Here is a 25742-nt window from a genome sequence, read left to right on the forward strand (position 1 = left end):
CCAGGAAGGCGGCGAGCAGGTTGCCTCGCCCCACCAGTGTCAAGCGACGCCCGGAACTGACCCCTTTGCGTCACGAAGAACTGACCCCCCTTCCGGTTTCCATGCCTAAACGGGTGTGGGTTGAGGGGCGGACGTCGCCCTCTGCAGCAGACCGCTGCGCCGCTTCTCGCGCAGCCGGTAGCTGTCGCCCCGGATGGTGACCACGTGGCTGTGGTGCAGCAGGCGGTCGAGGATCGCGGTCGCCACCACCGCGTCGCCGAACACCGTGCCCCACTCGCCCACCGCCCGGTTCGAGGTCACCAGCATCGCACCCCGCTCGTAGCGCCGGCTGACCAGCTGGAAGAACAGGTGCGCGGCATCCGGCTCGAACGGCAGGTAGCCCAACTCGTCCACGATCAGCAGCTTGGGTTTGGCGTAGTGCGTCAGCCGCTCCTCCAGCCGGCCCTCGGCATGGGCCTTGGCCAGCTGCGCCACCAGCGTCGTGGCCGGCGTGAACAGCACGCTGTAGCCGGCCACGATCGCCTCCCGGCCCAGCGCCACCGCCAGGTGCGTCTTGCCGACGCCCGGTGGACCCAGAAGCAGCACAGCCTCACCGTTGGCGATGAAGCGGCCGGTGGCGATCTCGCGGATCTGCCCCTTGTCGAGGGACGGCTGGGCCGCGAAGTCGAAGCCGGTCAGGTCGCGCACGAACGGGAAGCGCGCCAGCCCGAAGGCCATCTCGATCCGCCGCTGGTCGCGTCGCGCCACCTCGCGCTCGCAGAACAGGGTCAGCGCCTCGCGGATCGTCAGCTCGCGCCGGCCGGCCTCGTCGATCAGCGTGTCGAGCTGGTCGCGGAGCGCCGTCAGCTTCAGCCGCCCGAGCAGCGCTGTGAGGTGATCGTGCCCCTCGCTCATCAGAAGCCTCCCCCGGCCACGGCCTCGTACTCCGAGAGCGGCCGCAGCAGCGTCGGCGGGGGCGCCTCGTCGAGCGGGACGGGCTCTTGCCGGTACGCGGGCCGGTCCCGGCTGCCGACCAGCCCGGCCAGGTGGGCGTCGTCGACCGCGCGCCCATGGCGTCCCGTCAGTTCGGCGTGGCTGGCGACCTCCTGCCCGCCATGGTGGACGCGCACCCTCGCCCCGCTCACGGTGACGCGCACCGCCTCGCCGATCAGCCGCCAGGGCACCGAGTAGGCGTTGCCGTCGACGGCGACCGCGCAATCCGCCCCGACCCGGCGCATCAGGTCGCGCGCGGTGGTGAAGGGCGGCACACCGCCGAGCGGCGTGAGGGCCCCGGCCTCGTCGCGGGCGAAGCGCCCGGCCGGCGCCTCGCCGGTCGTGCCGTGGGTGCGCTGGTCGGCCACCTCGCGGGTCCAGGCGTCGAGATGCGCTTCCAGGCCGGCAAAGCTGGCAAAGGAGCGTCCGGCCACCGCGTTCCTCTTGACGTAGCCGACCCCGCGCTCGTCCTTGCCCTTGGTGCGGGCACGGTACGGCGCGCAGGCCCGGACCCGGAAGCCCCAGTGTCTGGCGAAGGCCTGCAGGCGCGGGTGGAACACGACCTCGCGGCTGACCGGGTCGTGGTGCAGGACCAGGGCGCGGGCATTGTCGAGCAGCACCTCGCGCGGCACGCCCCCGAAGGCCCGGAAGGCGCTCTCCAGGCCGGTGAACCAATCCTCCTGCCGCTCGTGGCCGAAGGCCCGCACGTGCAGGCGGCGCGAGTAGCCGAGCGTGGCCACGAACAGGAACACCCGGGTGGGCTCCTCGCCGATCGTCACCCGGCGCTCGCCGAAGTCGATCTGCATCTGCTCGCCCGGCGGCGTCTCGAACCGCACCGTCGCCCGGGCCGCCGCGACCAGGTCCTGGCGCAGGGGAGCCACGGCGCGCTCGACCGTGCGCAGGCTGACGTGGATGCCCTTCTCGGTCGCCAGATCCTGGCGCACGACGTCGGCATTGCCCGCATGCTGCCGGAAGCGGGCGGCCAGCCAGTCGGCGAGGCCGTCGAGCTGCCTGGAGCGCGAGGGCTTGGCGCAGGGCCGCCACTCGCCCCGCCGCAGCCAGTCCTTCACGGTCGTCTTCGAGCAGCCAAGCTCCGCCGCGATCCGCTTGGCGCCCCAACCGAGAGCCTTGAGCCGGCGCATCGCCGTCACCTCATCCGGCGTCTTCATCTCGGCCCTCCGCGGATCGTCCGTCCGCTCCAGAGCCTGAGCCTCGTTCCTCGTCATCGCGACCTCCTCGCTCATCAAGGGGTCAGTTCCTCATGGCGCCAGGGGGTCAGTTTGTCGTGTCGCCTGACAGCTGGACCAACCCGTGCATCGTGGCCGCCTCCGGATCCTGCAGGACTCGCGCGAGGAGAGCGTCATCAGTCGGGCTTAGTCGCGCCGGCGCCGCTATCATGATCCAGGCGAGCGCCTTCGGTCCCGGCAGCCGCACGGCGACCGGCCGTACCGGCGGAGCGGCCGGGTCGAGGGCGGCCCCCTCGGGAAGAGTGCCGCGCCAGCGTCGCGCCGTGTTACGCGCGAGCCTCGTTCGCCGGCTCTGCAGCCATTTGTGAACTTGCCGCGAGCCGCCTGCGTAGCCCAGATTGCGCAGCTCCCGCACGAGTTGCAGCCCATTCTCGCACCCGTCGGCGAGGCGTTCCTCGAGATGGGCGAGGAAGGGATCAAGCAGGCTCGGTCCGATCCGGCGCTCGCCGCGCTCGGGAGCATGATCCGTGGAGGCGTAGCGGCGCACCGTGCCTGGGGCCAGCGGGATCGCGCGGGCAATCGCCATGATCGACTCGCCTGCCGCGCGCCGACGCTGCACCTCTGCGTGACGTGCGACGCGGCGACGTTGCGCCGCGCACGCAGCGGCTTGGTCCGTGCGGCTTCGCGGAAAAGCGTGATCGCGGGTCGGCCGCGCAGAGCCTGAGGGGACGGGCAAAGCAGCCAAGCGGGCATGGGCGCCGACCAGCCAGCGTTCCGTCATCTGCCGCGCGTTCAGCAGCAGATGCCATCGATCTGCGACCTGCTGGGCACCTGGCACGACGGCCTGGGCCGCACGGGCGTACCCGGTCGAGCGATCCCGCGCGACGATCTCCAGGCCGGGGCGCGACCGCAGCCAAGCCTCGAAAGTCAGGGAGGTGCGGTCAGGCAGGAGATCGATGGGACGATGACGGTCGAGGTCAACCAGGAGAGTGCCCCAGGCGCGACCGCGGCGCCACGCCCAGTCGTCGACCCCGATAGCCCGCACTCGTCCGGCCCGTGGCAGCGGGGCGGCGTGCATCAGGCGCAGCAGCGTCGATCCGCTGGTCGGCATGGCCAGGGACGCGAGCAGGCGGGCACCGGCGCGAGCGCTGGTGGCAAGGCCGACGCGCTGCTGCGCCTTGGCGAGACGTCTCGTGCGCCGGACGCGCGGCGCCAGGAGCGTGGGAACCGGGAGGCAGAAGGTGCGCCGTGAGCAGGATGGATTGAGGCAGCGCAACCGCCGGACGGCCAGATCGAGCCGGACTTCCCGTCCGAGGGAGGGCAGGTCAGCGGGGCGGCGCTGGTAGCACCCGTGCCCAGCGGTACTCGGCGTACCGCAGGCGGGACAACGCCCCTCGCGTCGGCGGCCATGAACCTGCATCACGATGTTTGCAGCACGATCGGTGTGGATCGCGATCAGGTCACAGCCGGGGATCTCGTGCAGCCGCGTCATCGCCATGCTCCGTCATGCTGGCACGAGAGGAGAACGCGTGCGGATCCACACGAAATGACGAAGAGCCACTTTTCCGATGCAAGTCCACAGAGCCCAGGCTGATGCTCAGCTGTACCGGCCCACCTCGGTCCGCGCCCCTGTCGGCCTTGCGTGATGCTGGTCGATAGGAGGTCGTCGGGAAGGGCTCAGGCTGCCTTGCGGGGGCGGCCCAACCCGCTGTTCTTGGCGAGTTCCGAACGCTGAGCCGCGTAGGTGGCTGCCACCATCGGGTAGTCGTGCGGCAAGCCCCACTTGCGGCGGTACTCCTCGGGGGTGAGCCCGCGGGTCGACAGGTGGCGCTTGAGCGACTTGTACTGGCGGCCGTCCTCGAGGCTGATTAGGTAATCCGGGGTCACTGTCTTCTTGATGGGCACCGGCGGGGTCAGCTTCTCGGGTTGCTCGGCAACCACGTGCCCCAGGTTGGTCAGCGAGGTGTGGACTGACGCGATCAGGTTCGGCAGCTCCGCAACCGGTACGGAGTTCTTGGACACGTAGGCCGACACGATATCGGCGGCGAGCTCAACGAGAGTGGCTGAAAGGCCCTGTTCTTGTTGTGACACGGAGAGGCTTCCTACTGCACGGCTCGGTTCAAGATCGAGCAACAGCAGCGTATCGAGCATCGCACAGTGGCGCACAACCCTGGGCAGGCGGCATTCCTACCTGATCCAATGGATGACGATATCCTCAACGGCGAAGTAGATGCCGGCCATGGCCGTTAGGCAACCTGCCGCAACGAGCAGCACGACGGAGAGCGACAGCGTGCGTCGGGCACGCTGTCGCCGCCATGGGCTTGTCGGATCTGACGTCAATCGGCTGTGTTGGCTTCGGCCTTCTTCGGACGACCGCGGCGTGCAGGCTTGGCGTCCGCAGGCGCTGCGACGACGGGATCAGGCTCGGCCCGCTTCTCAGCCGCCTTCCTGGCTGCGGCCCGATCGCGCCGGAGCTGGCCGAGGCCGAGGCTCTTGGCGAGCTCGGAGCGCTGGGCGGCATAGTTCGCTGCGACCATCGGGTAGTCGCGGGGCAAGCCGTATTTCTGCCGGTACTCGTCGGGGCTCGTGCCGTTCGAGGTCAGGTGCCGCTTGAGCGACTTGTACGGCCGGCCGTCGATGAAGCTGATGAGGGCGTCCGGAGTGACGGACTTGCGGATCTGAGCCGGTGTGACCTTGTGATCCTCGACCGGGGTGGCGGTCGGTTGGCCAAGGCCGCTCAGTGAAGCGTACACCGAGGCGATCAAGCCCGGCAGTTCGGCGACCGGAACGTTGTTGTTGCTCACGAAGGCCGACACGATATCGGCCGCGAGGTCGATGAATTCAGGCTGTTGGGCTTGGGACTCGTCCGACACGTCAGTTCTTTCTGCTACGAGGATCCATCCAGATCCGTACACGGAGATTTTTACGGAGGCGCGCCAGCGTCGAGCAAGTCCCTTCCGCTGGCTAATCCAAAGCCATTTGACGAGTAAACTGGTTCATCAGCAATATGCCGCACCAAGTCACCAACCCGCGGAGCAGCATTTTCGGCCGTGACCCACGTGGATCTCACGCCCACGCATGACCGGCGGCTTACAAGATCCCCCAAGCCCGATAGCGTTCCCGCCCGGTGAGCTCGCGCAGGCCGAGTTCGGCCACAAGGGTCTGAGCGGCGCGCGGCGTCACGCCGAGCTCGTCGGCAATGGTGGTCGTGGAGACCAGGGGCCGGGCGAGCACGAGGTCGATAAGGCGGGGCAGGCTGGAATTCCCCCTTCTCCCCCTCACCTTGAGCAACAGCCCCTCGCGGGCGAGCATCCAGCGGTCGTGATCCCTCATGCCCTGCTCGGCACCCATGGCGACGGCGCCGAGGACAGCGAGCCAGCGGGTCAGCGGATCGCGCACGAGCCAGCGGTCGCGCGGCACGCGGCGCAGGGCGCTGGCGAGAGCGGGCAGGTGGTGTCGGGCCTTATTGCGAGCGCGCAGGAGGTCGGCGGCGAGGAGCGGCCCGAGCCAGGCGCGGTGCTGGAGCGGCTCGAGGGCGACCCAGGCGTCGACCGCGATGGTGGCGGCGAGGACCGGCGGCAGGATGCGGGTGTCGGCGATGACCTGGCGCCAAGCGGCGAGGCGGTCGGTCTCGCCCCAGGCCGGATCGTAGACCAGCGGCGACTTCTCCCGCACCGCGCCGGTGTCGGCGAGGAGGCGGCTGGAGCGGGCGATCAAGGCGTCGATGTCGGCGAGCTCGGCGGAAAAAGCGTCATCAACGTCCGCGAGATCTCCCTCCCCGTCGGCGCCGTCGACCGGCAGCACGGCTGGTGCCGGTACTTCGCCCTGATCTTTGGCACCATCCAGATCCTCGGATAGGGCGGCGAGGCCGGCGGGACTGGTGGCCCAGCCGGGGTCGGCGGCTGCGATGCGGCGGCGGGTGCGCAGGACGGCGTGGGCGCGGGTGAGTTCCTGGGTGGGGGCGTGCCGGTCGCGCCCGGCGTCGTGGAGGACGAGGTCTTCGAGGAGCACGAGGTCGCCCTGGAGGGCGAGGCTGGCGCAGGCGTCGGCGAAGGCCGTGCGGGCGCCCCAGCCCTGGCGGATGGGGCTGGCGGCGACGAGTTGGTCGAGACGAGCGAGGGCGTCCTCGGCGGCGGCGAGCGGGGTGGCGAGGGCAGCCCAGGGGAGCGGCTCGTGCAGGCGATAAACCATTGGTCCAGTTATACCCATCCGTCATGACGGAAGCGAGCAGGCCATTCGCTTCGCGCACCTGGATGAGGGCGGGAGAGCTCTTCTGACCATTGATAATTACCTCTTATCGATGGTGATAGACTCAGGGCCCTAAATCGGCTTGGATGCGGTCTAGATCCCTGCTGAAGCCCGCCCGCGATGTCCGATCCCACCCCTGCTCTCCTCTCGGATCCGACTCTCGCCCGGGAGCGCGACCTCGACGCCCTCGCTGGGCTCCTGCCGTTCGATGCCCGCGAGCGCCTCGCCCTCCTCCTCACCGACGAAGATGCCGCCACCCTCAAGCACCTCGCCCGCTCCGGCATGGGCGCCAACACGCTCCGGGCGCTCGCCTCCGACCTCGGCTACCTCGAGGCCTGGTGCCTGGCTGCCACCGGCCACCCCCTGCCCTGGCCGGCAACCGAGGCCCTGGCGCTGAAGTTCGTCGTTCATCACCTCTGGGATCCGGCAGAGCGCGAGAGCGACCCCCGCCACGGGATCCCCGATGCCGTCGCCGACGCCCTCCGGGCCCGCGGCCTGCTGCGGGTCTCCGGCCCCCATGCGGTCTCGACCGTGCGCCGGCGCCTCGCCCACTGGTCGACCCTACATCGCTTCCGCGGCGTCGAAGGCCCCTTCAAGGCGCCGCGCCTGCGCACCGCCCTCTCGCTGGCCGTCCGGGCGAACCGGCGGCCGCGCGCCCGCAAGAGCGCGCGGGCGGTCACTGCCGCGGTCATCGAGAAACTGCTCGCCACCTGTCTGTACGAGCATCGGTTGGTCGACGTGCGCGACCGAGCCTTGCTGCTGGCCGCCTTCGCGTCGGGCGGCCGGCGCCGGGCCGAGGTGGCGGGCCTGCGGGTCGAGGACCTAGTGCGCGAGGCTCCCGTGCTACGCGATCCGGCCGACCCGGATAGCCCCATGGTCGCGAAGATCACGATCCGGCTCGGACGCACCAAAACCACCACGGCCGAGGACGACGCCCGCGTGGTGGTGATCGGGCGCGCTGCCACCGCTCTGCTCGACTGGCTGACGCTCGCCAAGATCGAGAGCGGGGCGGTGTTCCGGCGCATCGACCGCTGGGGTCTTCTCGGCACGACGGCGCTCGATCCGCAGAGCGTGAACGCGATCCTGAAGGCGCGCTGCGCCCGAGCCGGGCTCGACCCGGCGCTGTTCTCGGCGCACGGACTACGGTCGGGGTTCATGACCGAGGCCGGGAAGCAGGGCGTGCCGCTGCCCGAAGCGATGCAGCTCTCGCAGCACCGCTCGGTGCAGCAGGCGGCGCGCTACTACAACGAGGCCGAGATCGACAAAGGCAAGGCCGTCCGGCTGATCTGAGATACCAGGCAAAGCTTGGACAAAAGCTCCCCCTGATCAGAGCATGCCAAAGGCAGCGACCTCTTGCGCGGGACAGGCTGTGGTCGGTCAAGGCGCACCCCCAACGCGTCGTTCAAAGTGCGTGGAAGTTAGTGCAAACCCCTACAATGTCGTAGCACGGTGATGTAGTATGGGGCCATGAAAGTTGTCCGGCTGAAGCCCTATGTCCGGGCGATGAGGAGCATGGGGCTTAGCGAGGAGGCTCAGGCTGCGATCGAATTGTCGATCGTCCGAGCCCCTGAAGCGCACCCCATGATCCGTGGTCTACGTGGGGCTCGTAAAGCGCGTTTCCCTCTGCCTGGACGTGGAAAGAGCGGGGGTGGGCGCACCGTCTACTACGTCGCGGTCGCGCCAGGAGTGCTGTTCATGATGACGGCCTACCCGAAGAATGAGCGGGATGACCTCTCACCGGAGCAACGGAAGGCGATCCTCGAAGCGATCGCGAGCATCAAAGGAGTCGAACCATGACGCAGAGCCCTCAGCAGCCTAACGACTCTCGGGTCGGTGACGATCTGGTCGAGGCGTTTCAGGAGATGGCCGCCTACCTGCGTGGTGAGGTCGAAGCCGAGAGCTATGAGGTGCCCGACGATGTGCTGACGCCTGAGCGGGTGCAAGCGATCAGGCGCAAGGTGGCTCCGTCAACGAAGGAGTTCGAGCGACAATTTCGGATCTCGGCACGGACGATGGAAGCCTACGAGCAAGGGCGTCGTCGACCTGACGCCACGATGCAGACGCTCTTACGCGTCATCGAGCGTGAGCCAGATGCCGTGCGCCGAGCTCTCGCGTCGTAGTGTCCTGATGGATGCTCAACATCAGCTCGACCAGCACTACGGCGATAACGTTGTGATCGAGCCTCAATCAAGATGCACATCATAGATGGAGCCGGCTTGAGACGGATCCGGGCCGTCGAGAGCTAGCTCGGCGACCACGAGCGTGTTGGGGGTTGATCACTGTACGCTGTCTTTCTCAGTCATGACTGAGGGCAGCCGTTCCTAAATCAGATCTGCATGTGTGACCTAGTGCTGCCGCGCCCGCCCACTCACCACGTCACCAAGCACCTGCAGCAGGGGATCGGGAGCGACCACTTCCGGTTGAAGCGGGCGATGTCGCGGGTCGGCAGGTTCCACTCCTTCCACACGGCGTGGCGCACGATCCGGGGCTTCGAAGCCATGCTGTGGCTGCGCAAGGGCTTCGGGTATGCGGGTGCCTGGACGGCGCGGGAGCAGAACCAGCTGCTCGCCTGCTGCTTCGGATTTCCCGTCGCGAACAAAGCGTAAGAGCGGGGCGGCAGAGCCCCTTCTGCGGCCTGGACCCGAGTTTGCGACATGTGTGGACGGCCCCTGCGGTGCAAGCGGAAAAGGGATGCTGCCCGGTCGGGGTGCAGTCATGTGTCCGGCCTGTCGACGCGGCGCTCATGGCCGCTGGCCCTGATGAAGTCCGCGACTGAGGTCCCTATCAAGCCATCGCGCCTGAAAGCGCATGTCGCAAAGCGGGCTCCCCTCAATCCCGGCTCGACCGGTTCGTCATCACCTCTCAGCACCTTGCACCCCCGTCGCCGGCAAGAGGACCGGCAGGCGGGATCTCGTCAGACGGCGGGCGCTCTGTAGACCTCGCCGCGCATCATCACCGCCCAGGCGATCTGGGCGGTCTTGTTGGCAAGCGCCACCGACACGACCCGCGCGGGCTTGCGCTCCAGGAGCCGCTTGGCCCAGGCGCGTCCGGGATTGTCCTGGCGCGCCACCCGGATCACCGCCGTGGCCCCCACAACGAGCAGCCGGCGGATCGTTCCGTCGCCCTGCTTGCTGATCCTCCCAAGCCGCTCCTTGCCGCCGCTGCTCTGGGACCGCGGCGTCAGACCGAGCCAGGCTGCAAACTGACGGCCAGAGCGGAACAGGGTCGGGTCAGGGACGGCCGCCGCGATCGCACTGGCGGTGATCAGCCCGATGCCGGGGATGGTCAGGAGGCGACGGCTCGCGGCGTCGGCCCGGCACCAGGCGAGGATCTCCGTCTCGGCCTTCTTCACGTCCTCGGCGACCGCCTCAATCTGGCCGATGAGGTGGCGGATCGCTGATCGGGCCAACTCCGGCAGGCTGGCCTGATCGGCCCTGAACTGCGCGATGGCGCTCCTCACGCCGACAGCACCCTGGGCTGCCACGATGCCGAACTCGGCCAGATGCCCGCGGAGCGCGTTGATCAGCATGGTCCGCTGACGGACGAGCAGATCGCGCACCTTGTGCAGCATCAGCACCGCCTGTTGGTCGGTCGTCTTGATGGCGACGAAGCGCATGGTCGGCCGTTGAACGGCCTCCGCGATCGCCTCGGCATCGGCGGCGTCGGTCTTGCCGCGCTTAACGTAGGGCTTCACGTAGGCCGGCGGCATCAGCTTGACGGTATGGCCGAGCTTCGTCAGCTCGCGCGCCCAGTGATGGGCGGTGCCGCAGGCTTCCATCCCAATCAGGCACGGCGCAAGCTTGGCGAAGAAGGGCAGGACTTCGGTTCGGCGCAACGGCCGACGCACGAGGACTTTGCCCTGCGGATCGAGGCCGTGAACCTGGAAGACGTTCTTCGCCAGATCGAGGCCGATGGTGCTAACCTGTGCCATGGACGGCTCCTGCCGATGAGACCCAACGACCTCATCCTGGCACAGCGATGCCGGAGCAGGGGCCGTCCACACCATCAGGCCCTCGCCCACCGGTTGACCTTGCTTTCGTGGCGTCGACGGACCCAAGGCAGAGGGCCGGAGCCGCCGTAGCAGCTCCGGCCCTCGTATAATTAGGCCATGTTCGTGATCACACGGCAGCGCTGGACGATGCGGCCCAGTTCTTCCTGGGTAACCACGACACGGGTCAGCCCCACGGCGTTCAGACTGATGCTGAAGCAGCCCGGGCGGGTCGGCGAGGGGACGATCGCATCATCGATGCGCGCTCCCACCACTCCCATCGCGAGTTCCTCAACGTCGCTCAAGGGCACTTGCAGGCTCATGTCGCCCACCTGGGTCGGCACGATCTGCTCACCATCGAGCTCAACCGCAGTACCGAACTCAACCATTGCGTTAAACCCTTTCGCTACAAACCGTCCGCTCGCGGCGGACACCCAACCAGTACGGGGCCTGCAGGCAAAAAGATCGCGACTCGGTCGGCAGAGTTTTTGGTTAACGAGGCGTATATGGGCATTCTTGATCTCCGTTTCGGGTACTTCGCACGCGGCGGCCCTAACACAGTTATCGACGACATGGGATCAGCCTTTAACAGGAAGAGACAAGATGAAATAAATCAATTCAGTAACTGGTTTTCGCTAAAGCGGCGGACATTCAAGCAATTCATGACTAGCGATACACTTGCAAAGAGGCAAAAATTCGAAATTAAGTCGGACAACTGTCGACTAAATATACAAAATCTGCTTCAGATATCAGAGATATCAGATGCAAGATTTTCGGTAGTCATTGGAAATGTAGATGGCGATCTAAGAAATCAGGACGTTTTTCATACAGAAAATAGCATGGACATACTACAAATAATCCATGATAAAATAGAAAATTTCCAAATACAAATTTTCAGTATCAATGATGAAGTAGCTCCACTTACGCCAAATATATTGAATTCAAAGAATGATAACGAGGTTCCATTCTATCTCATGAATAATGCCGTGCGCTCTAGAGAAAGTATAAATTATTGGATCAAACGAAATATAAAATAATATTAATACCTAGAAAAAATACGGAGGCACATCTTCCTGCGAGCGGCAGCCTGGCGCATGGTGAGGCTTGTAACCAGAGTAGCACGAGATGAGGCAAGCATGTCGAGTATGACCATTGGCCTGCGGCCTTCTTTATGCCCGTGCGCTTACGCAGCTCGCAACTCGACGCTGATACGCTCGCGGATGAGTTCGCGCTCGAACTGAGCGAGTGCGACAACAAGGGAACACCGGCTCGATCTTGCATACCGGCTGCGCTCTGACGGAGACAATTCTAACGAAGCCTTGTCTCCGTTCTCGTCCTGTTCAAGATGGTCAACAGCTACTTCACCGGCTCGCTCAAGGTTGATCTACGCCGCATCCCGTATGCTCACGTGTACGGCTTTATGGCATCGCCATGCATCGTCCCGACCTTCCTCTCCGCGCCGGCCTCGTCCTCGTTGTCGTGCTCGCCACTTTCCTGCTCGGCTACCCGGCCGCGTACCTCGCGAGCCACGGCCTCGACGCGCGGGTCTGGCCGTCTTTGCGAGGAACCCCCGCCGACTGGTTCACGCCGGAGGGCAGCGGCCTGCGCGCTTGGATCGGCGGCTTTGTCCGCATGGCCGGCACTTACCTCAACATGGCGCTCGGCCGTGCGCAGGCGCTCCCCGGCGGCGGCCGCGAGGCTTTCCTTCTCGTCTGGGGAGCCGCCGTCGCGCTCGGCACCATCATCCTGATGGGCGGGCGCCTCGTGCCGCTGCGCCACCGCCTGCGCCGCTTCGGCGACGCGCAGTTCGCCTCGCCGCGCGCGCTTGCCCGCATGCGCAAGGGCATCGAGCTCGGCCTCGATCCGGATACGGGTCGAGCCGTGCGCGTGCAGGTCGAGGGTAACCTGCTCACCATCGCGCCGCCACGCACGGGCAAGACCAGCGGCTTGATCCTGCCCAACCTCGCCTTCCCCGAACCTGGTGCCTGGGCCGGCCCTGCCGTGGTGATCGACCCCAAGGGCGACGTCGTGCGCGCCGTACGCCGACGGCGCGAGAGCATGGGTCAGACGGTCTACGTGCTCGATCCGCTCGACCTCGCTGGCGGCATGGATCGCTGGGACCCGCTGCTCGGCCTCGATCCCGAGGACGTGCTGGAACTGCAGAGCATGGCCCGTGCCCTCCTGCCGGAGACCGGCCAGACCAGCGAGGCCGGTGCCTTCTTCCGCGACCGGGCCGGTGTCCTCATCGTGGCAGCGCTCCAATGCGCGATCCGGGCCGGACAGGGCGCGCCCGAGGCCGCGGCCCTGGTGCGCGATCCCGAGGTGCTGCGCGCGGCGCTCGAGGGGCACGACGACGCGGTCGCCTGCGACGCGCGCGGCATCCTCGACTCCGACGACGAGAAGAGCCGCGCCAGCATCCTCACGACCGCGGCACAGAGCTTCAGCTGGATGCTGGATCCACGCATGCAGAGGATCGTGACCGGTCACAGCTTCCGCCTCGACGCGCTCTGCGCGGGCGACGCCGACCTCTACATCGTGCTGCCGGCCGACGACCGCCGCAAGGAGATGGCGCCCTACGTGCGCTGGTTGCTCGCCGCCCTGTTCAGCACCGTGCGGCGCAGGCCTGTCGCTGAGCGCCTGCTGGTCATCATCGACGAGGCCTACGTGCTCGGGCGCTTCGACGCGGTCCTGCGCGGGACTGGCGAGCTGCCGGGCTACGGCGTGTCATTGTGGACCTTCTGGCAGTCGGAGGCGCAGATCGTCGACACCTATGGTGAAGCGGGTGCGGCCATCCTGCGCGACACGGCCGAGGCACTGATGCTGTTCAACCTCTCGGGCGCGCAGGGCGCGGAACGCGAGCGCTGGTCGAACGCGCTCGGCACCTTCACGGGCGTGCAGGAGACGATCTCGCGCGATCCAACCACCGGCCGGGAGACGAAGAGCGTGGCGCCCGGACCTGAGGCGCTGGTGCCGGCCTCCGAGCTCGCCCGCCTGACCCAGCGCCACAGCCTGGTCTTCCTCAACAGCGCGTCCTACACCACCGACCCGCTCAAGCTGCGCAAGACCTTCGCCCACCGCGACGCGCGCTTTGCCGGCCTGCTCGATCCGGTGGCGCCGGTGCGGGCGACCGCCTGAAGACGGCCACCCAGAACCGTTCGGCAGCCCTCGCGCGAGGGCCTCTGCCGCCGGGGCGGCTCAGGCGAGGATGACCAGGGCTGATCGTTATCGGGCGAAGTCGAGCCCGGTGCGCCAGACCTTGCCGTGTCCGTAGCCCTGACGCGGATACCAGACCCGCATCTGCGCCACGTCGGTGCCGAGCTGCTCGACCGCGACCCAGCTCCGGGCCGGCACGGTGTAGGCCTGCACGCGGCCGTCCGGTCCGACCACGTTGCTGGCCAGCGCCTGCGTTGCGATCGCCACGCGCGGTGTGTTGGACCAGGCCGTGGAGAGGCAGACGCCGCCGAGGGCGACGAGGCCCAGCACGGCCGGGTGCAGGAGCTGGCGCAGGAGCGCTGCCCCGAGGCGCCGGCCGAGCGCCTGCAGCCGGCCATTCGGCTGCCAGCGGCGGCGTGGCCGGACGAGGCTCGCCTGGAGCGAGCGGCGCAGGCTGATCCGATCCGGGCCGACGAGAGCCGGGTCGTCGAGGTGGGTCAGACGCTCGCGCGGCGCCAGCCGCAGGAGCTCGGCCAACCGGGCGCGGCTCGCCTGCTCAACCCGCCGCGTGGCTGCTCGCTCGGCCTCTTGCGCTGCTTGCAGGCGCGCCTCGACCGTGGAAGGCTGGGTCCGAGAGGGCAGGCGTGCCATGCGCCCTCAGCCCTCCAGCCAGCGCGCGGCCGGACCGGCGGCCTGCATGGCCTTGGACCGGAAGCCGGTGAGATCCTCGATGATGCGTCCCGCCTCGGCAAAGCCGTAGCGCCCGGTCAGGCTGTCCTCAGCCGCGGTGAGGTCCTCGCCGATGAAGCGCAAGCCGCCCTTCTGCAGGAGCTCGTTGGCGCGCTCATCCAGGCTGAGCTTTTCCAGTCGGGTCAGGGTGACATCCTTGGCAAAGGCCTTCAGAGCCTTCGGATCGACCGCACCCTCGATCTGGTTCTCGACCGCAAAGCGCGCCGCCGTGAAGGGGCGGGCGAGATCGAGCAGGACCGGAGCGTTGGCGAGCGCACCGGGTTCGCTGGTGAGCACGACGAGGAGGGCGAACTCGACGCCGCGGCGAGCGTAGCGCGCCTGCGCCTCGCCGATCAGCGGGAGGAGCGAGCCGGCCGTGTTGGCGCCGACATCGACGATGACCGGCCCTTGTGCGCCTGCGATGGCGTTGAGCGGCCCGTCGAACTCAGCGCGCGCGGCCGCGCCACCCGTGCGGTTGATCTCACCGCGCTCGGCCCGCACGGGGAAGAAGCTGACGCGGTCCTCCAGCTCGATCAGGCGGCGGTTGGCCTCGATCTCGATCAGGTGAGCGGAGGGCAGGCACTCGGCGAGCGCGCGCACCAGCACGGTCTTGCCGGAGCCGCCCTTGTCCTGGGCAACGAGGAGGATGCGGGGCATGGATGGACCTTCTTCAGGGCTTCTTCAGGAGGCGGTGTAGATCGTCGAGGCCGGCACGCCGGATCTCTTCCTCCGTGGCGCGCGCGCCGGATCCTGGCGGGGTGGGGCGAGCTGGCAGAGGGGCCGGTGTGGCAGAGGGCGGCAGCGAGCTTGCGGGTGCGCTGGGTGAGATCGCTTCGGGCGAGACGGTGAGATCAGGCCGTGCGCGGCGTCGGGCCTCGCGCTCGGCCTTGCGGCGCTCTTGAGCCTCGACCTGGGTGACGATGGCGGTGAGCCGCGTGGCGGTCAGGGGCTTGCCCGCACCCTGTGTCACCCCTTGTGCGCTCATGGCTTCGGCGATAGCAGCCCAGGTCACGCCGGCCGCGCGCAACTCGCGGATGACGGGCAGGCCGGCGCGCACGGCGCGGGTGACGCCAGTGGTTTCGCGGCCGATGCCGGCATCCGGCCTCTGGGCCTGGGCACGCTTGGCATCCCGGGCCAGGCGCTTGGGATCGAGGCTCTTGGGATCGGGGGGCATGCCCCCTGCGCTAGGGGCCCGCCGGTTAACGGCACCTTGGCTGCCAGGCATTGCCAGGGCTGCCAGCCTCTGCCGTTGGCTTTGCCGTTAAAGAACCATAGCCTCTGTAGGATCACACCACACGCACTGAAGCTGCTTTTCGCTAACCGTACCGGGTTGGAGGGCGGAGGGAGGCTGGTTTGGCCCTTGTGGCGGCTCAGGTTCGGCTGTCAGGGTCGATCCGATCCCCCGCTATTCCCGCCGCCATGTCCGCAGCCCAAAGCCTGACGTTGACCCTCACACCCGAGCTCGCTGCCCGGCTCGCTGCCGCCACCGAGCGCACCGGCCTGCCGCCGGCCGAGCTCGTCCTGCGTGCGCTCGCCGATCACCTCGACGGGGTCACCGCCTACGGGCGGCTCGGCGAGGAGATGGCCTTCATCAAGGACCGGCTGGCCGAGCTGGCCGGGATCGTCGGCGAGGCTTTGGCCGAGCCGCCCCCCGCCGCGGTGGCCGAGATCTGCCGCTACCGGGCGCCGAAGGCTCCACCGGCGTGACCGCCTCGCTGCACGCGCTGGGACTCGGGGCGTCGGCCGGCACCTACTACACCCACGATCCCTACCGCGAGGCGAGGAACCGCGACGAGTACTACGTCCAGGATGGCGGAGGTCGCTGGTGGACGCAAGGACCGGCTGTCGTGCGCCACGGTGCGCCGATCATGCTGGAGAGCTTTCGCGACCTCTGCGCTGGGCTGGACCCAACGACTGGCCGGCCGCTGGTGCGCGGAGCCGGAGCCGGGCACCGGGCCGGCTGGGACCTAACCCTGACCGCACCCAAGACACTCTCTCTGCTCTGGGCCGCGAGCCGGCCGGAGCAGCGCACGCAGCTGGAGGCGATCCATGCCGCGGCCGTCGAGGAGGCGCTCGGCTTCCTGTGCGCGGAGGAGCTCGCCGAGGTGCGGCTCGGAGCCGGCGGACAGTGGCGCGAGGCACCGGCCGGCCTGATGGTCGGGCGCTTCGACCACTACACCTCGCGGGCGGGTGACCCAAATTGCCACACGCACTGCGTGCTTATCAACGCCGCTGCATCCCAGGATAGAAAATACAGGACCTTGGAGCCAGAACGGCTGTACCAGTGGCAGCTGGTGGTGGGCAGCGCCTACCGGGCGGCGCTCGCCGAGCGGCTCACGCGCGAGCTCAGCCTGCTTCTGCGCCCGGCCGGCCAAGGGCAGTTCGAGATCGCCGGCATCCCGCAAGCCGCCATCGAGGCCTTCTCCAAGCGCTCGGCTGCCATCGAGGCGCGGGTGGGCGGCGACCGAGCTGCCGCCTCAGGCGCGCAGAAGGAGATCGCCGCGCTTGCCACACGCGGCGCCAAGGCTGACCTGCCGACCGGTCCGGCCCTGGAGGCGCGCTGGACGGCGGAACTCTCCGCCCTCGACCTTGATCCCTGGCGCGCCGTGTCCGAGGCGGCCCGAGAGCTTGCCCCGGAGCACGAGGCCGAGCTGAGCGCAGAGCTGCCCTTCGACCCACCCGAAATTGCGGGCACGACGCCGGTGGCGCGTGCGGCCTCCGCCCTGTTCCGACACGAGAACGTGCTCTCCCGTAAGAGCTTGATCGAACGGGCGCTCGACGAGGCGGCGCTGCAGGGACTCGGACTGGCGGCGGTGCGTGCCGAACTGGCGGAGCTGGAGCGCTCTGAACAGCTCGTGCGGTTGGTGCGGCCCAAGCGAGACGTCTGCTGGACGACGCCTGGCATCGCGGCAGCCGAGGCCGCACTGCTGCGCGCGGCTGACCGGCCTGCGGCGGAGCATGTGATCCCGGCACCCATTGTGGAAGCGGTGCTCTCCTGCGCCCCCCAGCTGGCCGAGGAGCAGAAGCTGGCCCTACGCCACGTGAGCGGTGCGGCAGCGGTCAGTGTGCTGGAGGCGGGTGCCGGCACGGGCAAGACCACGACGGCGAAGGCACTGACCGAGATCGCACGGCGCTGTAAACTTCAAGTAATCGGCCTTGCCCCGAGCTGGGTCGCGGCGGACGAACTGCGCAGCTCGACCGGCATCCCGGCGCAGGCCATTGCCAAATGGCGCCACGACCACGCGCAGGGGGCGGGCACAAGCCTTGGTCCCGACAGCCTGGTGCTGGTGGACGAGGCCGGGATGGTGGGCACGAAGGACCTTGCCGCCATCCTGTCGGCGGCGGAGGCCGGCGGAGCCCGCGTGGTGCTGGTGGGTGATCGGCGCCAGCTCGCCTCGGTGGCGGGAGCGAGTGCTCTGCGGGCGGTGACCGACGTGCTCGGCCGCCACGCCACGCTCTTGGAGGTGCGGCGCCAGGTGGTGCCCTGGCAGCGGGCGGCCTCGGTGCTGATGGCGCGCGGCGAGGTGGAGGCAGGCTTGCGCGCCTATGCGAGCCGCGGCTGCATCGAGCTCGTCTCCGGCGACGCGGCCGTGCAGGAACGGGCGCTGGCGCTCTGGTCCGAGGCACGGGCGCGGCACGGCTCGGATGCAGTACTGATGGTGACGCGGCGCAACCGCGACGCGGCCGCACTGAACCGCGGGGCGCGCGCCCTGCTGCGAACGGAAGGCGTGCTGACCGGCCCTGACGTGGAGGTCACGGCGCGCGACCGCGAGAACAAGGCGCAGGCGCTGAGCTTGGCAGTCGGCGAGCGCCTCCGCTTCGGCGAGAGCTTGAGCCAGCACGGCATCCGCAATGGTACGCGCGCGATCGTGGAGGCGATCGGGCTGGACGAGGCCGGGGAGCTGCGCCTGCGGGTGCGGCTGGAGGATGGCCGGCAGGTCGAGGACGCCTATGCCGGCTTCGTGCCGCCGCAGAGGGGTCGGAGCAAGGCGCGGCTCCTGCCGCGGATCAGCCCGGGCTACGCTGGGACCGCCTACGCAGCGCAGGGCCGCACCTGCGAGGCGACGATCTACTGCGGGTTCACAGCGAGCGATGCACGCGAGCTCTATGTGGGGCTGACACGCCACCGGCAGGAGGCGCGTCTGGTGATCGAGCGGGAGCGGCTGGAGGCAGCGGTGCGGGTGCGACAGGCCGATCCGCACCTCGCCCCGAGCACGGCGGAGCTGCACGAGCGCCTGTTTATGGAGGCACGCCGCTACAGCGAGAAGGTGAACGTGGTCGATCATGTCGAGGATCGAACCGCGTTCGTGAGTAGCGGCGCGATCCCACCAGTTCGCTCCGAGCTGCGCCTCGATCTACAAGCCAGCTTCGGCGCCGCGCGTGCCCTGCGCCAAGTCTTGTGGGAGATTGGCACGATCCCTCAGCTCGCACTGCGGCAGTTGGCTAGGAACGTTCGGCAGGCAGAACGCGGCGTTGCACGGCGTGTGCAGCGGCTGATTGAGGACGGTCGCGGCACTCTGCCCCAGGCTATTCAGCGCGAGCGATCGGAACGCTCGCGCTCAAGAGCGGACTACGATCGCTGAAGATCCCCCGAGAATACATATGTGGGCTTGTTCCTGATCCAGCCCTGGATCCCACTTCAGTGTCGGTCACAGCACAGGGACGCCAGGCCAAAGTGCAGGCCGCTGAACCAACCCGTCGTGGTCGACACAAAGAAGGCCGACACAGCCAGCTGAATTGGCTCTTCCTTCATGAAGGCACATCTGGAGGGCGACGATCATCTTGTGAAATAGCCTTTCTTGGGCTGAGCAAGCGGTAGACGCTGGCTCGGCCAATTCCCAGCTGCCGGGCGATTGCCGAAGGACCCATCCCCTCCCCTGCCAGACGGCGTACCTCGTCGGCAGCAATCCGCGTCTTGCCGCCCTTGTAGACGCCGGCAGCCTTGGCCTTGGCGATCCCCTCCATCTGGCGCTCCCGCCGCAGGTTGGTCTCGAACTCGGCAAAGACTCCGAGCATGTCGAGGAAGGCCTTGCCGGCGGCGGTGCCGGTGTCGATCGGCTGCTCGGTGGCGACGAGCGAGGCGCCCTTGGCCTTGAGCTCACGCACGATGTCCTGGAGGTCGCCGAGGGATCGGGCAAGGCGATCGATGCGGGTGACCACGAGGGTGTCGCCGTTGCCGATGAAGTCGAGGACGGTGCGCAGCTCGGCGCGGCCGGTGACGGTGGATCCGGTGATCTTTTCGGATCGGATGACGCCACATCCTGCGGCAGTGAGGGCGGCGAGCTGAAGGGAGAGGTCCTGATCCGTGGTGCTGACACGCGCGTAGCCGATTTTGCCCATCATTCGTCTCACCAGGGTCTAGAGCTTCACTCCTATCTGTCTCATAACTCGTTTTGCAACCCTGTTGAGACGGCCACGACTGTCTCATGCGTCTGTCTCTCCAGGGTGTGTAACCCGGTGGCACAGGGGTGCGGCGTTCGGGGAAGCGGATGCGGGACCGATCGCCCACGCCGTCAAATGAATTCATATAAAGTTACGTCACTCCACATGACCCCACATGGCGCGAATTGCCTTGACGCGGCATCGCTTCACGCCGCATCACGTCAAGGCGCGTCACGGTAATTAACTCGGCGTTGAGCGACGCCCCGTCACACTGCGCCACGTGACCGGAAGTGAGGTGACCCGACATGGCTGTAATTGCCGTCATTAACCCCAAGGGCGGGACCGGCAAGAGCACGACCGCCCTGGTGCTCGCGACGACGCTCGCCCGCCATGGCGCGTCGGTGACGCTGTTCGATTGCGACCCGAACCGCAATCTCGTCGCCTGGAAGGACGGGCCGAGCCAATGCCCGATCACGGTGACGGAGCACGGCGACTCCACCAACATCGGCCGGACCCTGAGAGGGGAGGGGGGCCGCAGCCAGTTCGTGATCGCCGACCTTGAGGGCACGGCCTCGCTCATGGTCGCCTCGGCGGTGCTTGCCGCCGATCTGACGATCATCCCCATGCAGGGCTCGGCGATGGACGCGACGCAGGCGCACCGCGCGATTGCCCTCATTGAGGACCAGGCGGCAGCCTCCGGCCCTAAGCCCTACCGGGTGCTCTTCACCCGCACCAAGCCTGGGTTTGCCACCCGCGACGAGCGCGCCATCCGCGAGACGATGGCCTCGGCCGGCATCCCGATCATGGCGACCGACCTCGCCGAGCGGGCCGCCTACCGTTCCATGTTCACCTACCGCCAGAGCCTCGACGAGCTCGACCCGCAGGCCGTCAACGGCCTCGACAAGGCCCGCGAAAACGCCGACGCGCTCGCCTCCGAGATCGTCGAGATCCTGCGCACCGCCCGGGAGCCCGCCCATGTCTAAGCCCACACCCGCCGGCCTCGCGAACCTCGGCGACTTCAAGCCGTCTGCGCCCGTGCCCGAAGAGGTGTCGGCCGTGAGCCGGGCCGCCGCCGCCGCCCACGGCTTCGTCGAGCGCGATCCTCCGAAGCCGATCAAGCGGCGTCGGGCGTCCGAGGAGCCGACCGTGTCGTTCACGATGCGGATCGACGTGTCCGACCAGAACGACTTTATTCAGTGGTGCGACGAGCAGCGCCTGCCCTACCGCGAGGGATTCAAGCGGATCATGGCGGCTGTCCGCAAAGGCGCCGTCTGACCAGATCGACACCACCCCGAATCCCTCACCGAGCGCCGGATCCTCACCAGGGTCCGGCGTTCTCGATTTCAGGGATGGCGACAGTCTCAGGCTAGAATCGAGGGCTCGTGGCCGGTCGTCCTGCCGGTTCGGATCCCGAATTCCCCCTCCGAAAACCCATCGCGCCACTTCCGCGAGCTGCCGTCTTCGATTCTAGAGAAGAAGAGAAACCCTTGATCCCCGTGGAGAGAGTCGGTCTGCACCCTGTCGGTCGACGACGTTGGAGCCAGGCGGCCCATTCCCGCGAGAGGACGCGCACGAGGTTCGTCTGGTGCTTCTGCCCCTTGCGGGGACGCTCGGTGATCGTGACGAGCCCGTCGCTCTCGGCGAGGCGTAGGGTCATCTGCGCGTGGCGGTGGCACACGCCGGCGCGCGCCGCGATCTCGGCGACCGAGAGGCCGCATACGCCGCGGGCCGCGATCTCCTCCCCGACGATGAACAGGACGGCCCTCTGGCCCTCGGTGTAGCGGCGGGCGAGCGGCTCGGGCAGCGGGCTCGAGCTGCCTAAGCCTCGACGCCGCTCGCGGCTCTTGGCGCGGTCGGGGGAGTGCTGGCGGCGAGGGGCGAACCGGGTGATCCGGGCGGCGGTGGGCGCGATCACGGCGGCGAGCGCCAAGCCGGGCAGGGCAGGGGCCGCCGGCGAGGCCCGGCCGGATGTGCGGCGCGCCTCGATCGCATCGTCGAGTTCGCCCGCCTCGCGGTCGTCGATCAGCCCGGCGCCGTTGAGCGCATAGAGCTGTTCGCGCAAAGCCTGCAGCATCGCCGGCAGCGCCCGGGCGATCGCCGCTTTCATCTCGGCATAGTTCATCGGTCGGCCTCATGATGAGGCCGCGGCAGATCGAGCCGGGTCGCGCCCAAGCGCGCCCGGTTCCCGGCAAAGCTCCGCCGTCGTCGAAAATTGGGTTTCCGATTGACAGAGGTCGCGATTTCAGGGACGATCGGCTTGTACAGCTTGGATCGGCCCCTCGGGGCTCCAGACCCCTGCTAAGGTTGGCGCCTTAGCGGGGGTCTCGCTTTTTCAGGGTCTCACTGCGGCGGCAGGTGTCTCCAGGTGATGCGACTCGGGCTCAGGACGCGAGCCGCGGTAACCTACATCCAGGCACGGATTAACCTTCGCCGTCAAATCTCGGGGGACCAGTAGGGCGCGCGTGCAAATCGCAGAGGCCGTCGCCGGCGCCACGCGCCGGGCATAGGCTTCTCAGTGATGTTCCCTCGTGCGCTGGATAGGGCGCGCCTATAGGGTGATCCTCCCTCGGTTTGACGGCTCTCCCGCACTTTGATGTTGGTGGCGAATTCGGCGTGCCTCCTGCGATGAGAGGACGACCGCGCAATGCGCTTGAGCGACGATGCAGCCCCAAGCCAGCCAGGGGTGGGCGATGTCGCTCGACGTGAAGCGCACGTACGTCGTGCCTGACCAGACCGCGCAGGTCGCGCGGGCGATCTTTCCGAATGGCAATCCGGTCATGCGCCTCTACGACGACCTGTATAGGATCGTGGAGGATCGCGACTTCGCCGACCTGTTCCCGGCCCGGGGACGGCCCGGCTCGCGCTCGCGACGCTCCTGCAGTTCATGGAAGGGCTGCACGACCCCGACATGGGCCGAACGCTACGAGCTCCGAGCGAGCGAGTTTCGGCTGCCCAAGAGCCAGACTGGGCGCCGGGCATGGGCGGTGCAGACCGGCGTCGATGGCTTCACGTTGCTGGCTCGCGCCACAGCGGACGGCGCGCCGCCGGTTGTGCGGGACGCCGCGGCCCTTGAGACCCTGCGGCGCGTCTGGGTGCAGAACTTCCTGGTCGAGCACGGGCCGGAAGGCGCCCGCGTCGAGTGGCGGACGAATGATCAGGTGCCGCCGTCGGGTCGCTACATCGGCTCGCCCTACGACGTGGAGGCGCGCTACGCGAGCAAGGGCGCGACGGTGTGGAGCGGCTACAAGGTGCACCTGACCGAGACGTGCGACGAGGGTACCCCGAACCTGATCACCAACGTCGAGACGACAACCGCCGCGGTCTCGGACGACGCCACGACTTCGACCATCCACGCGGCGCTCGCTGCACGGGGCCTGCTGCCCAAGACCCACATCGCCGACACCGGCTTTGTGAATGCGGCGCTGTTCGTCGACGCCCAAGAACGCTACGGGGTCGACCTGATTGGCCCGACGCGCGGCGACCGACAGTGGCAGGCGCAGGCCGGCGCTGGGTTCGCCGCACGGGACTTCGCCATCGACTTCGTTCAGCCGCGGGCAACGTGTCCAGCCGGCAAGCGAAGCCAGAGCTGGACGCCGGCGCTCGCCCGCGGCACGACGCCGGTGATCAAGATCAAGTTCGCCCCCAGCGACTGCCGAGCGTGCCCGCTCCGGCCGCAGTGCACGCGCGCGAGCACGGCACGCCGGGCGATCACGATCCGCCCCGAGGCGCAACACGAGGCTTTGCGCGTCGGGCGGGCGCGGGAGCAGACCGCGGACTTCGCAGCCGAATACGCGCGGCGGGCCGGCGTCGAAGGTACGATTGCCCAGGGTGTGCGGTCATCTCGGCTCCGACGAACGCCGTACTTTGGGCACGCGAAGACGCACGTTGCCCACCTGATGACGGCAGCCGCGATGAACTTGGCACGCTTGCTGCGGTGGCCGGCAGACGAACCAAAGGCGCGAACACGGCACTCAGCCTTTGCGCGGCTGCATCAACTAGGTGTATGGTCCCGGAATGAGGTGGTGCGGATCGATCTTGAACCGGTCTGGATCTTTGGTCCAGGCCTGACAGATGGTTTGGAACGGTGTCTTCCAGCACAGCGCCTTGAGGTGCTTGGCGAAGTTGTAGGCCGTCACGAAGGCCAGCACATGCGCCTTCAAGCTCTGTAGATCATCGTAGTGGAAGACCTTGACGGTCGCATCCTTGATCGTCCGGTTCATGCGCTCAGCCTGCCCATTGGTCCAAGGATGGTAAGGCTTGGTCAGGCGGTGTTCGATCCCATGCTCAATACAGACGCGATCGAAAATGTGCGGGCCTAGAAACCGCCGGCTCGGCCCCGTCCTGTTCTTTGGTAGATCAGCGAAGGCCATGCCATTGTCGGTCAGGACCGTGTAAATCTTGTAGGGAAAGGCTGCTACCACGCTCCGGAGGAACGCCGATCCTTCCATCTTGCCAGCACTCTCGTGAAACTCGACGTAGGTAAACTTTGAGACTCGGTCGATCGCCAGGAACATGACCAGCTTGCCCTCGGCATGGCGCAGCTCGCAGCTGTCGATATGTACGTAGCCGATCTCGTAAGTCTTGAACCGCTTGCGTGTCTGCGCCGTCTCGGCGGCCGGAAGACGAGAGATACTGTGCCGTTGCAGACAACGATGCAGGGCCGAGCGGCTTAGATGGGGGATCGTGTCGCGCAGGCAGCCTAAAACATCGTCGAGCGGGAGCAGCGTTCGCCGCCGGAACTCGACGACAATCGCCTCTTCAGCCGGCGTCAGGACTGTGCTCCCGGGCGTCGGCCCCATCGGCGCATCGGTCGTCACCGTCCGCTTACGCCATTTCGCGACTGTCTTCGGGTTCAGACCGTACTGGGCGGCAAGGGCGCGGCTACTTTCTTTCGACGCTTGGAGCTCGGCGCGAATACGCGGCGTTGTGCGGGCGCTGCCGTGAAGAATTCCTGCCATAGTGCATCCTCCGCCTGGCGTCCCAGCGCCGATAATGCACCATCACACTCCGGGACTGCACACCTAGCGGCCTGACTGAGCTGTGCCGAATTCGCCACCAATATCAAAGTGCGGGAGAGCCGCGGAAACGGGGGAGGATCAGAGACCCAACGACCTCATCCTGGCACAGCGATGCCGGAGCAGGGGCCGTCCACACCATCACGCCCGCGCCGACTATCCCACAGCGAAAGTTTGGGCCAGCAGGCCATTGCCAAAAATGAAATCTGCAACACATCTAAGATGTACAAATTATCGTGCCACGACATGCTACCCTATATCCGGATTTTTGCCATGTCGCGACAGCTCGAAGCGCAGTTGCGGCAAGTCTGGGCGCAGCGTTGCATCTGCGCATCTGACGTGAACTTGTCGCAATCCGTTGCACAAGCCTCGCACAGGCGGGCACAGACTTCGCAGACCGCTGCATGCTGAGGCGAATGCCGCAGCAGCGAGTTAGCCGTCGTTTGACACATTTCCGCACAATCCAGCAGCAACGCCAGATGCGCGGCCGAGACGTGCGATCCTTGCTGCTCCATGCAATACCGGCCGGTGTCGAGGCACATCGCGTGGGATTTCAAGCAGCTCTCGACGCACTCCTGCAGCGTCATCGCCTTGCCGCTCATGCCCGGCATTTCTCCCGGTGCCTCGGCTATAGCGGCTTCGGCAATCAGGACCAGGAAACTGACGGCCATCCCGCCGCCTATCACTTGGCGTCGCGTCCGCATCCTGCTCTCCCCTCACCCATCCAGCTCTCCACCGAGCGCACCGCCAACGACCACGCTTGGCGGCGATCAATGGTGCTTGTACCAGCCGACTCCCCTGATGTTGTTCCAGGCGTCCGTCTGGTGGCACAGGTAGCACTGCTCCACATTGGCGTGTTCCTGCCCGGCCACTTTCTCCGACACCATCTCGAAATGCATCATGTAGTGACTCGGCGGCGCTTGGTGGCACTGCGCGCAGTCGGTCGAGCCCGGCGAGGGATGTCGGAACCCGGCGACGGCCCAGGATACCACCCCGTGGCAGGAGCCGCAGCCGTCCCCGAACAGGCCGCGATGCGGGTCCCTGTTGGAGTGGCAGGTCGCGCAGGCC

General features: G+C 67.6%; 22 protein-coding genes and 4 pseudogenes. 10 read left to right on the forward strand and 16 right to left on the reverse strand.

Annotation, left to right across the window (positions count from 1 at the left end; genetic code table 11):
• Positions 1-105: 105 nt before the first annotated feature.
• The 6 genes and pseudogenes from istB to VP06_RS09795 all read right to left on the reverse strand — a co-directional run bounded on the left by istB (position 106) and on the right by VP06_RS09795 (position 6350).
• Positions 106-894, reverse strand: coding sequence for an IS21-like element helper ATPase IstB (gene istB, locus VP06_RS09770; RefSeq protein ID WP_048463583.1), 789 nt, complete (start codon positions 892-894; stop codon positions 106-108).
• Positions 894-2141, reverse strand: coding sequence for an IS21 family transposase (istA, locus tag VP06_RS09775; RefSeq protein WP_156295523.1), 1248 nt, complete (start codon positions 2139-2141; stop codon positions 894-896). Before istA ends, istB begins: the two co-directional genes overlap by 1 nt.
• A gap of 130 nt (positions 2142-2271) precedes the next feature.
• A pseudogene (locus tag VP06_RS09780) lies at positions 2272-3657 on the reverse strand (ISL3 family transposase); the annotation flags it as partial.
• Positions 3658-3836: 179 nt separating this feature from the next.
• On the reverse strand, positions 3837-4310 hold the full coding sequence (locus VP06_RS09785) for a Ros/MucR family transcriptional regulator (protein WP_082167310.1): 474 nt from the start codon (positions 4308-4310) through the stop codon (positions 3837-3839).
• 185 nt (positions 4311-4495) lie between these two features.
• Positions 4496-5032, reverse strand: coding sequence for a Ros/MucR family transcriptional regulator (locus VP06_RS09790; protein ID WP_048463584.1), 537 nt, complete (start codon positions 5030-5032; stop codon positions 4496-4498).
• Positions 5033-5249: 217 nt separating this feature from the next.
• On the reverse strand, positions 5250-6350 hold the full coding sequence (locus VP06_RS09795; protein WP_063928369.1) for an RHE_PE00001 family protein: 1101 nt from the start codon (positions 6348-6350) through the stop codon (positions 5250-5252).
• A 177-nt stretch (positions 6351-6527) separates the two neighbouring features.
• Here VP06_RS09795 and VP06_RS09800 point away from each other — a divergent pair, with 177 nt between their 5' ends.
• The 4 genes and pseudogenes from VP06_RS09800 to VP06_RS09810 all read left to right on the forward strand — a co-directional run.
• On the forward strand, positions 6528-7697 hold the full coding sequence (locus VP06_RS09800) for a tyrosine-type recombinase/integrase (protein WP_048463586.1): 1170 nt from the start codon (positions 6528-6530) through the stop codon (positions 7695-7697).
• A 291-nt stretch (positions 7698-7988) separates the two neighbouring features.
• Positions 7989-8204: a type II toxin-antitoxin system RelE/ParE family toxin gene (locus tag VP06_RS38955; RefSeq protein WP_236012880.1), complete on the forward strand. Its 216-nt coding sequence runs from the start codon at positions 7989-7991 to the stop codon at positions 8202-8204.
• Positions 8201-8527: a helix-turn-helix domain-containing protein gene (locus tag VP06_RS09805; protein ID WP_048463587.1), complete on the forward strand. Its 327-nt coding sequence runs from the start codon at positions 8201-8203 to the stop codon at positions 8525-8527. Before VP06_RS38955 ends, VP06_RS09805 begins: the two co-directional genes overlap by 4 nt.
• A 228-nt stretch (positions 8528-8755) precedes the next feature.
• A pseudogene (locus VP06_RS09810) lies at positions 8756-9013 on the forward strand (DDE-type integrase/transposase/recombinase); the annotation flags it as partial.
• 308 nt (positions 9014-9321) lie between these two features.
• On the opposite strand, the gene VP06_RS09815 reads toward VP06_RS09810, so the two are convergent.
• On the reverse strand, positions 9322-10338 hold the full coding sequence (locus tag VP06_RS09815; protein WP_048463588.1) for an IS110 family RNA-guided transposase: 1017 nt from the start codon (positions 10336-10338) through the stop codon (positions 9322-9324).
• Positions 10339-10508: 170 nt separating this feature from the next.
• On the reverse strand, positions 10509-10784 hold the full coding sequence (locus tag VP06_RS09820; protein WP_048463589.1) for a hypothetical protein: 276 nt from the start codon (positions 10782-10784) through the stop codon (positions 10509-10511).
• A 1042-nt stretch (positions 10785-11826) separates the two neighbouring features.
• On the opposite strand from VP06_RS09820, the gene VP06_RS09825 reads away from it, so the two are divergent.
• A complete protein-coding gene (locus VP06_RS09825; protein WP_048463590.1) occupies positions 11827-13530 on the forward strand; it encodes a type IV secretory system conjugative DNA transfer family protein in 1704 nt (567 codons plus the stop codon).
• A gap of 87 nt (positions 13531-13617) precedes the next feature.
• On the opposite strand, the gene VP06_RS09830 is transcribed toward VP06_RS09825, so the two are convergent.
• Genes VP06_RS09830 through VP06_RS09840 form a run of 3 tightly spaced genes read right to left on the reverse strand, consistent with a single transcriptional unit; the run spans position 13618 to position 15451 of the window.
• Complete coding sequence (locus VP06_RS09830; protein ID WP_082167312.1) at positions 13618-14199, reverse strand: hypothetical protein; 582 nt, start codon at positions 14197-14199, stop codon at positions 13618-13620.
• 6 nt (positions 14200-14205) lie between these two features.
• Positions 14206-14934, reverse strand: a complete 729-nt coding sequence (locus tag VP06_RS09835; RefSeq protein ID WP_048463592.1) for a P-loop NTPase family protein — start codon at positions 14932-14934, stop codon at positions 14206-14208.
• A gap of 13 nt (positions 14935-14947) precedes the next feature.
• Positions 14948-15451 (reverse strand): hypothetical protein, encoded by a 504-nt coding sequence (locus VP06_RS09840; protein WP_048463593.1) that lies wholly within the window; start codon positions 15449-15451, stop codon positions 14948-14950.
• Positions 15452-15696: 245 nt separating this feature from the next.
• Between VP06_RS09840 and VP06_RS09845 the strand changes: the two genes are divergently transcribed.
• A complete protein-coding gene (locus tag VP06_RS09845; protein WP_048463594.1) occupies positions 15697-15984 on the forward strand; it encodes a hypothetical protein in 288 nt (95 codons plus the stop codon).
• Positions 15981-18860, forward strand: coding sequence for a MobF family relaxase (gene mobF / locus VP06_RS09850; protein WP_048463595.1), 2880 nt, complete (start codon positions 15981-15983; stop codon positions 18858-18860). Before VP06_RS09845 ends, mobF begins: the two co-directional genes overlap by 4 nt.
• A gap of 166 nt (positions 18861-19026) precedes the next feature.
• Here the strand turns inward: mobF and VP06_RS09855 are convergent, their stop codons facing one another.
• Positions 19027-19617, reverse strand: coding sequence for a recombinase family protein (locus tag VP06_RS09855; RefSeq protein WP_048463596.1), 591 nt, complete (start codon positions 19615-19617; stop codon positions 19027-19029).
• 347 nt (positions 19618-19964) lie between these two features.
• On the opposite strand from VP06_RS09855, the gene VP06_RS09860 reads away from it, so the two are divergent.
• Both VP06_RS09860 and VP06_RS09865 read left to right on the forward strand, forming a co-directional pair.
• Positions 19965-20642: a ParA family protein gene (locus VP06_RS09860; protein WP_048463597.1), complete on the forward strand. Its 678-nt coding sequence runs from the start codon at positions 19965-19967 to the stop codon at positions 20640-20642.
• Positions 20635-20934 carry a hypothetical protein gene (locus tag VP06_RS09865; RefSeq protein WP_048463598.1) on the forward strand — a complete coding sequence of 100 codons (300 nt, stop codon included), beginning with the start codon at positions 20635-20637 and terminating at the stop codon, positions 20932-20934. The genes VP06_RS09860 and VP06_RS09865 overlap by 8 nt, the downstream gene beginning before the upstream one ends.
• Positions 20935-21025: 91 nt before the next feature.
• Here the strand turns inward: VP06_RS09865 and VP06_RS33695 are convergent, their stop codons facing one another.
• Positions 21026-21781, reverse strand: coding sequence for a hypothetical protein (locus tag VP06_RS33695; protein ID WP_053081646.1), 756 nt, complete (start codon positions 21779-21781; stop codon positions 21026-21028).
• A gap of 568 nt (positions 21782-22349) precedes the next feature.
• Between VP06_RS33695 and VP06_RS09875 the strand changes: the two are divergent.
• Positions 22350-23663 (forward strand): annotated as a pseudogene (locus VP06_RS09875) (transposase); the annotation flags it as partial.
• Here the strand turns inward: VP06_RS09875 and VP06_RS34750 are convergent.
• From VP06_RS34750 to VP06_RS37645, 3 genes and pseudogenes are all read right to left on the reverse strand, one after another.
• Complete coding sequence (locus VP06_RS34750; RefSeq protein ID WP_082167313.1) at positions 23655-24617, reverse strand: IS481 family transposase; 963 nt, start codon at positions 24615-24617, stop codon at positions 23655-23657. The pseudogene VP06_RS09875 and the gene VP06_RS34750 sit on opposite strands and share 9 nt — an antisense overlap.
• 311 nt (positions 24618-24928) lie before the next feature.
• Positions 24929-25345, reverse strand: a complete 417-nt coding sequence (locus tag VP06_RS09880) for a four-helix bundle copper-binding protein (protein ID WP_245291122.1) — start codon at positions 25343-25345, stop codon at positions 24929-24931.
• Positions 25346-25444: 99 nt separating this feature from the next.
• Positions 25445-25742 (reverse strand): annotated as a pseudogene (locus tag VP06_RS37645) (class III cytochrome C family protein); the annotation flags it as partial.

Origin of the sequence: Methylobacterium aquaticum, from assembly GCF_001043915.1 — a bacterium.
GTDB lineage: Bacteria > Pseudomonadota > Alphaproteobacteria > Rhizobiales > Beijerinckiaceae > Methylobacterium > Methylobacterium aquaticum.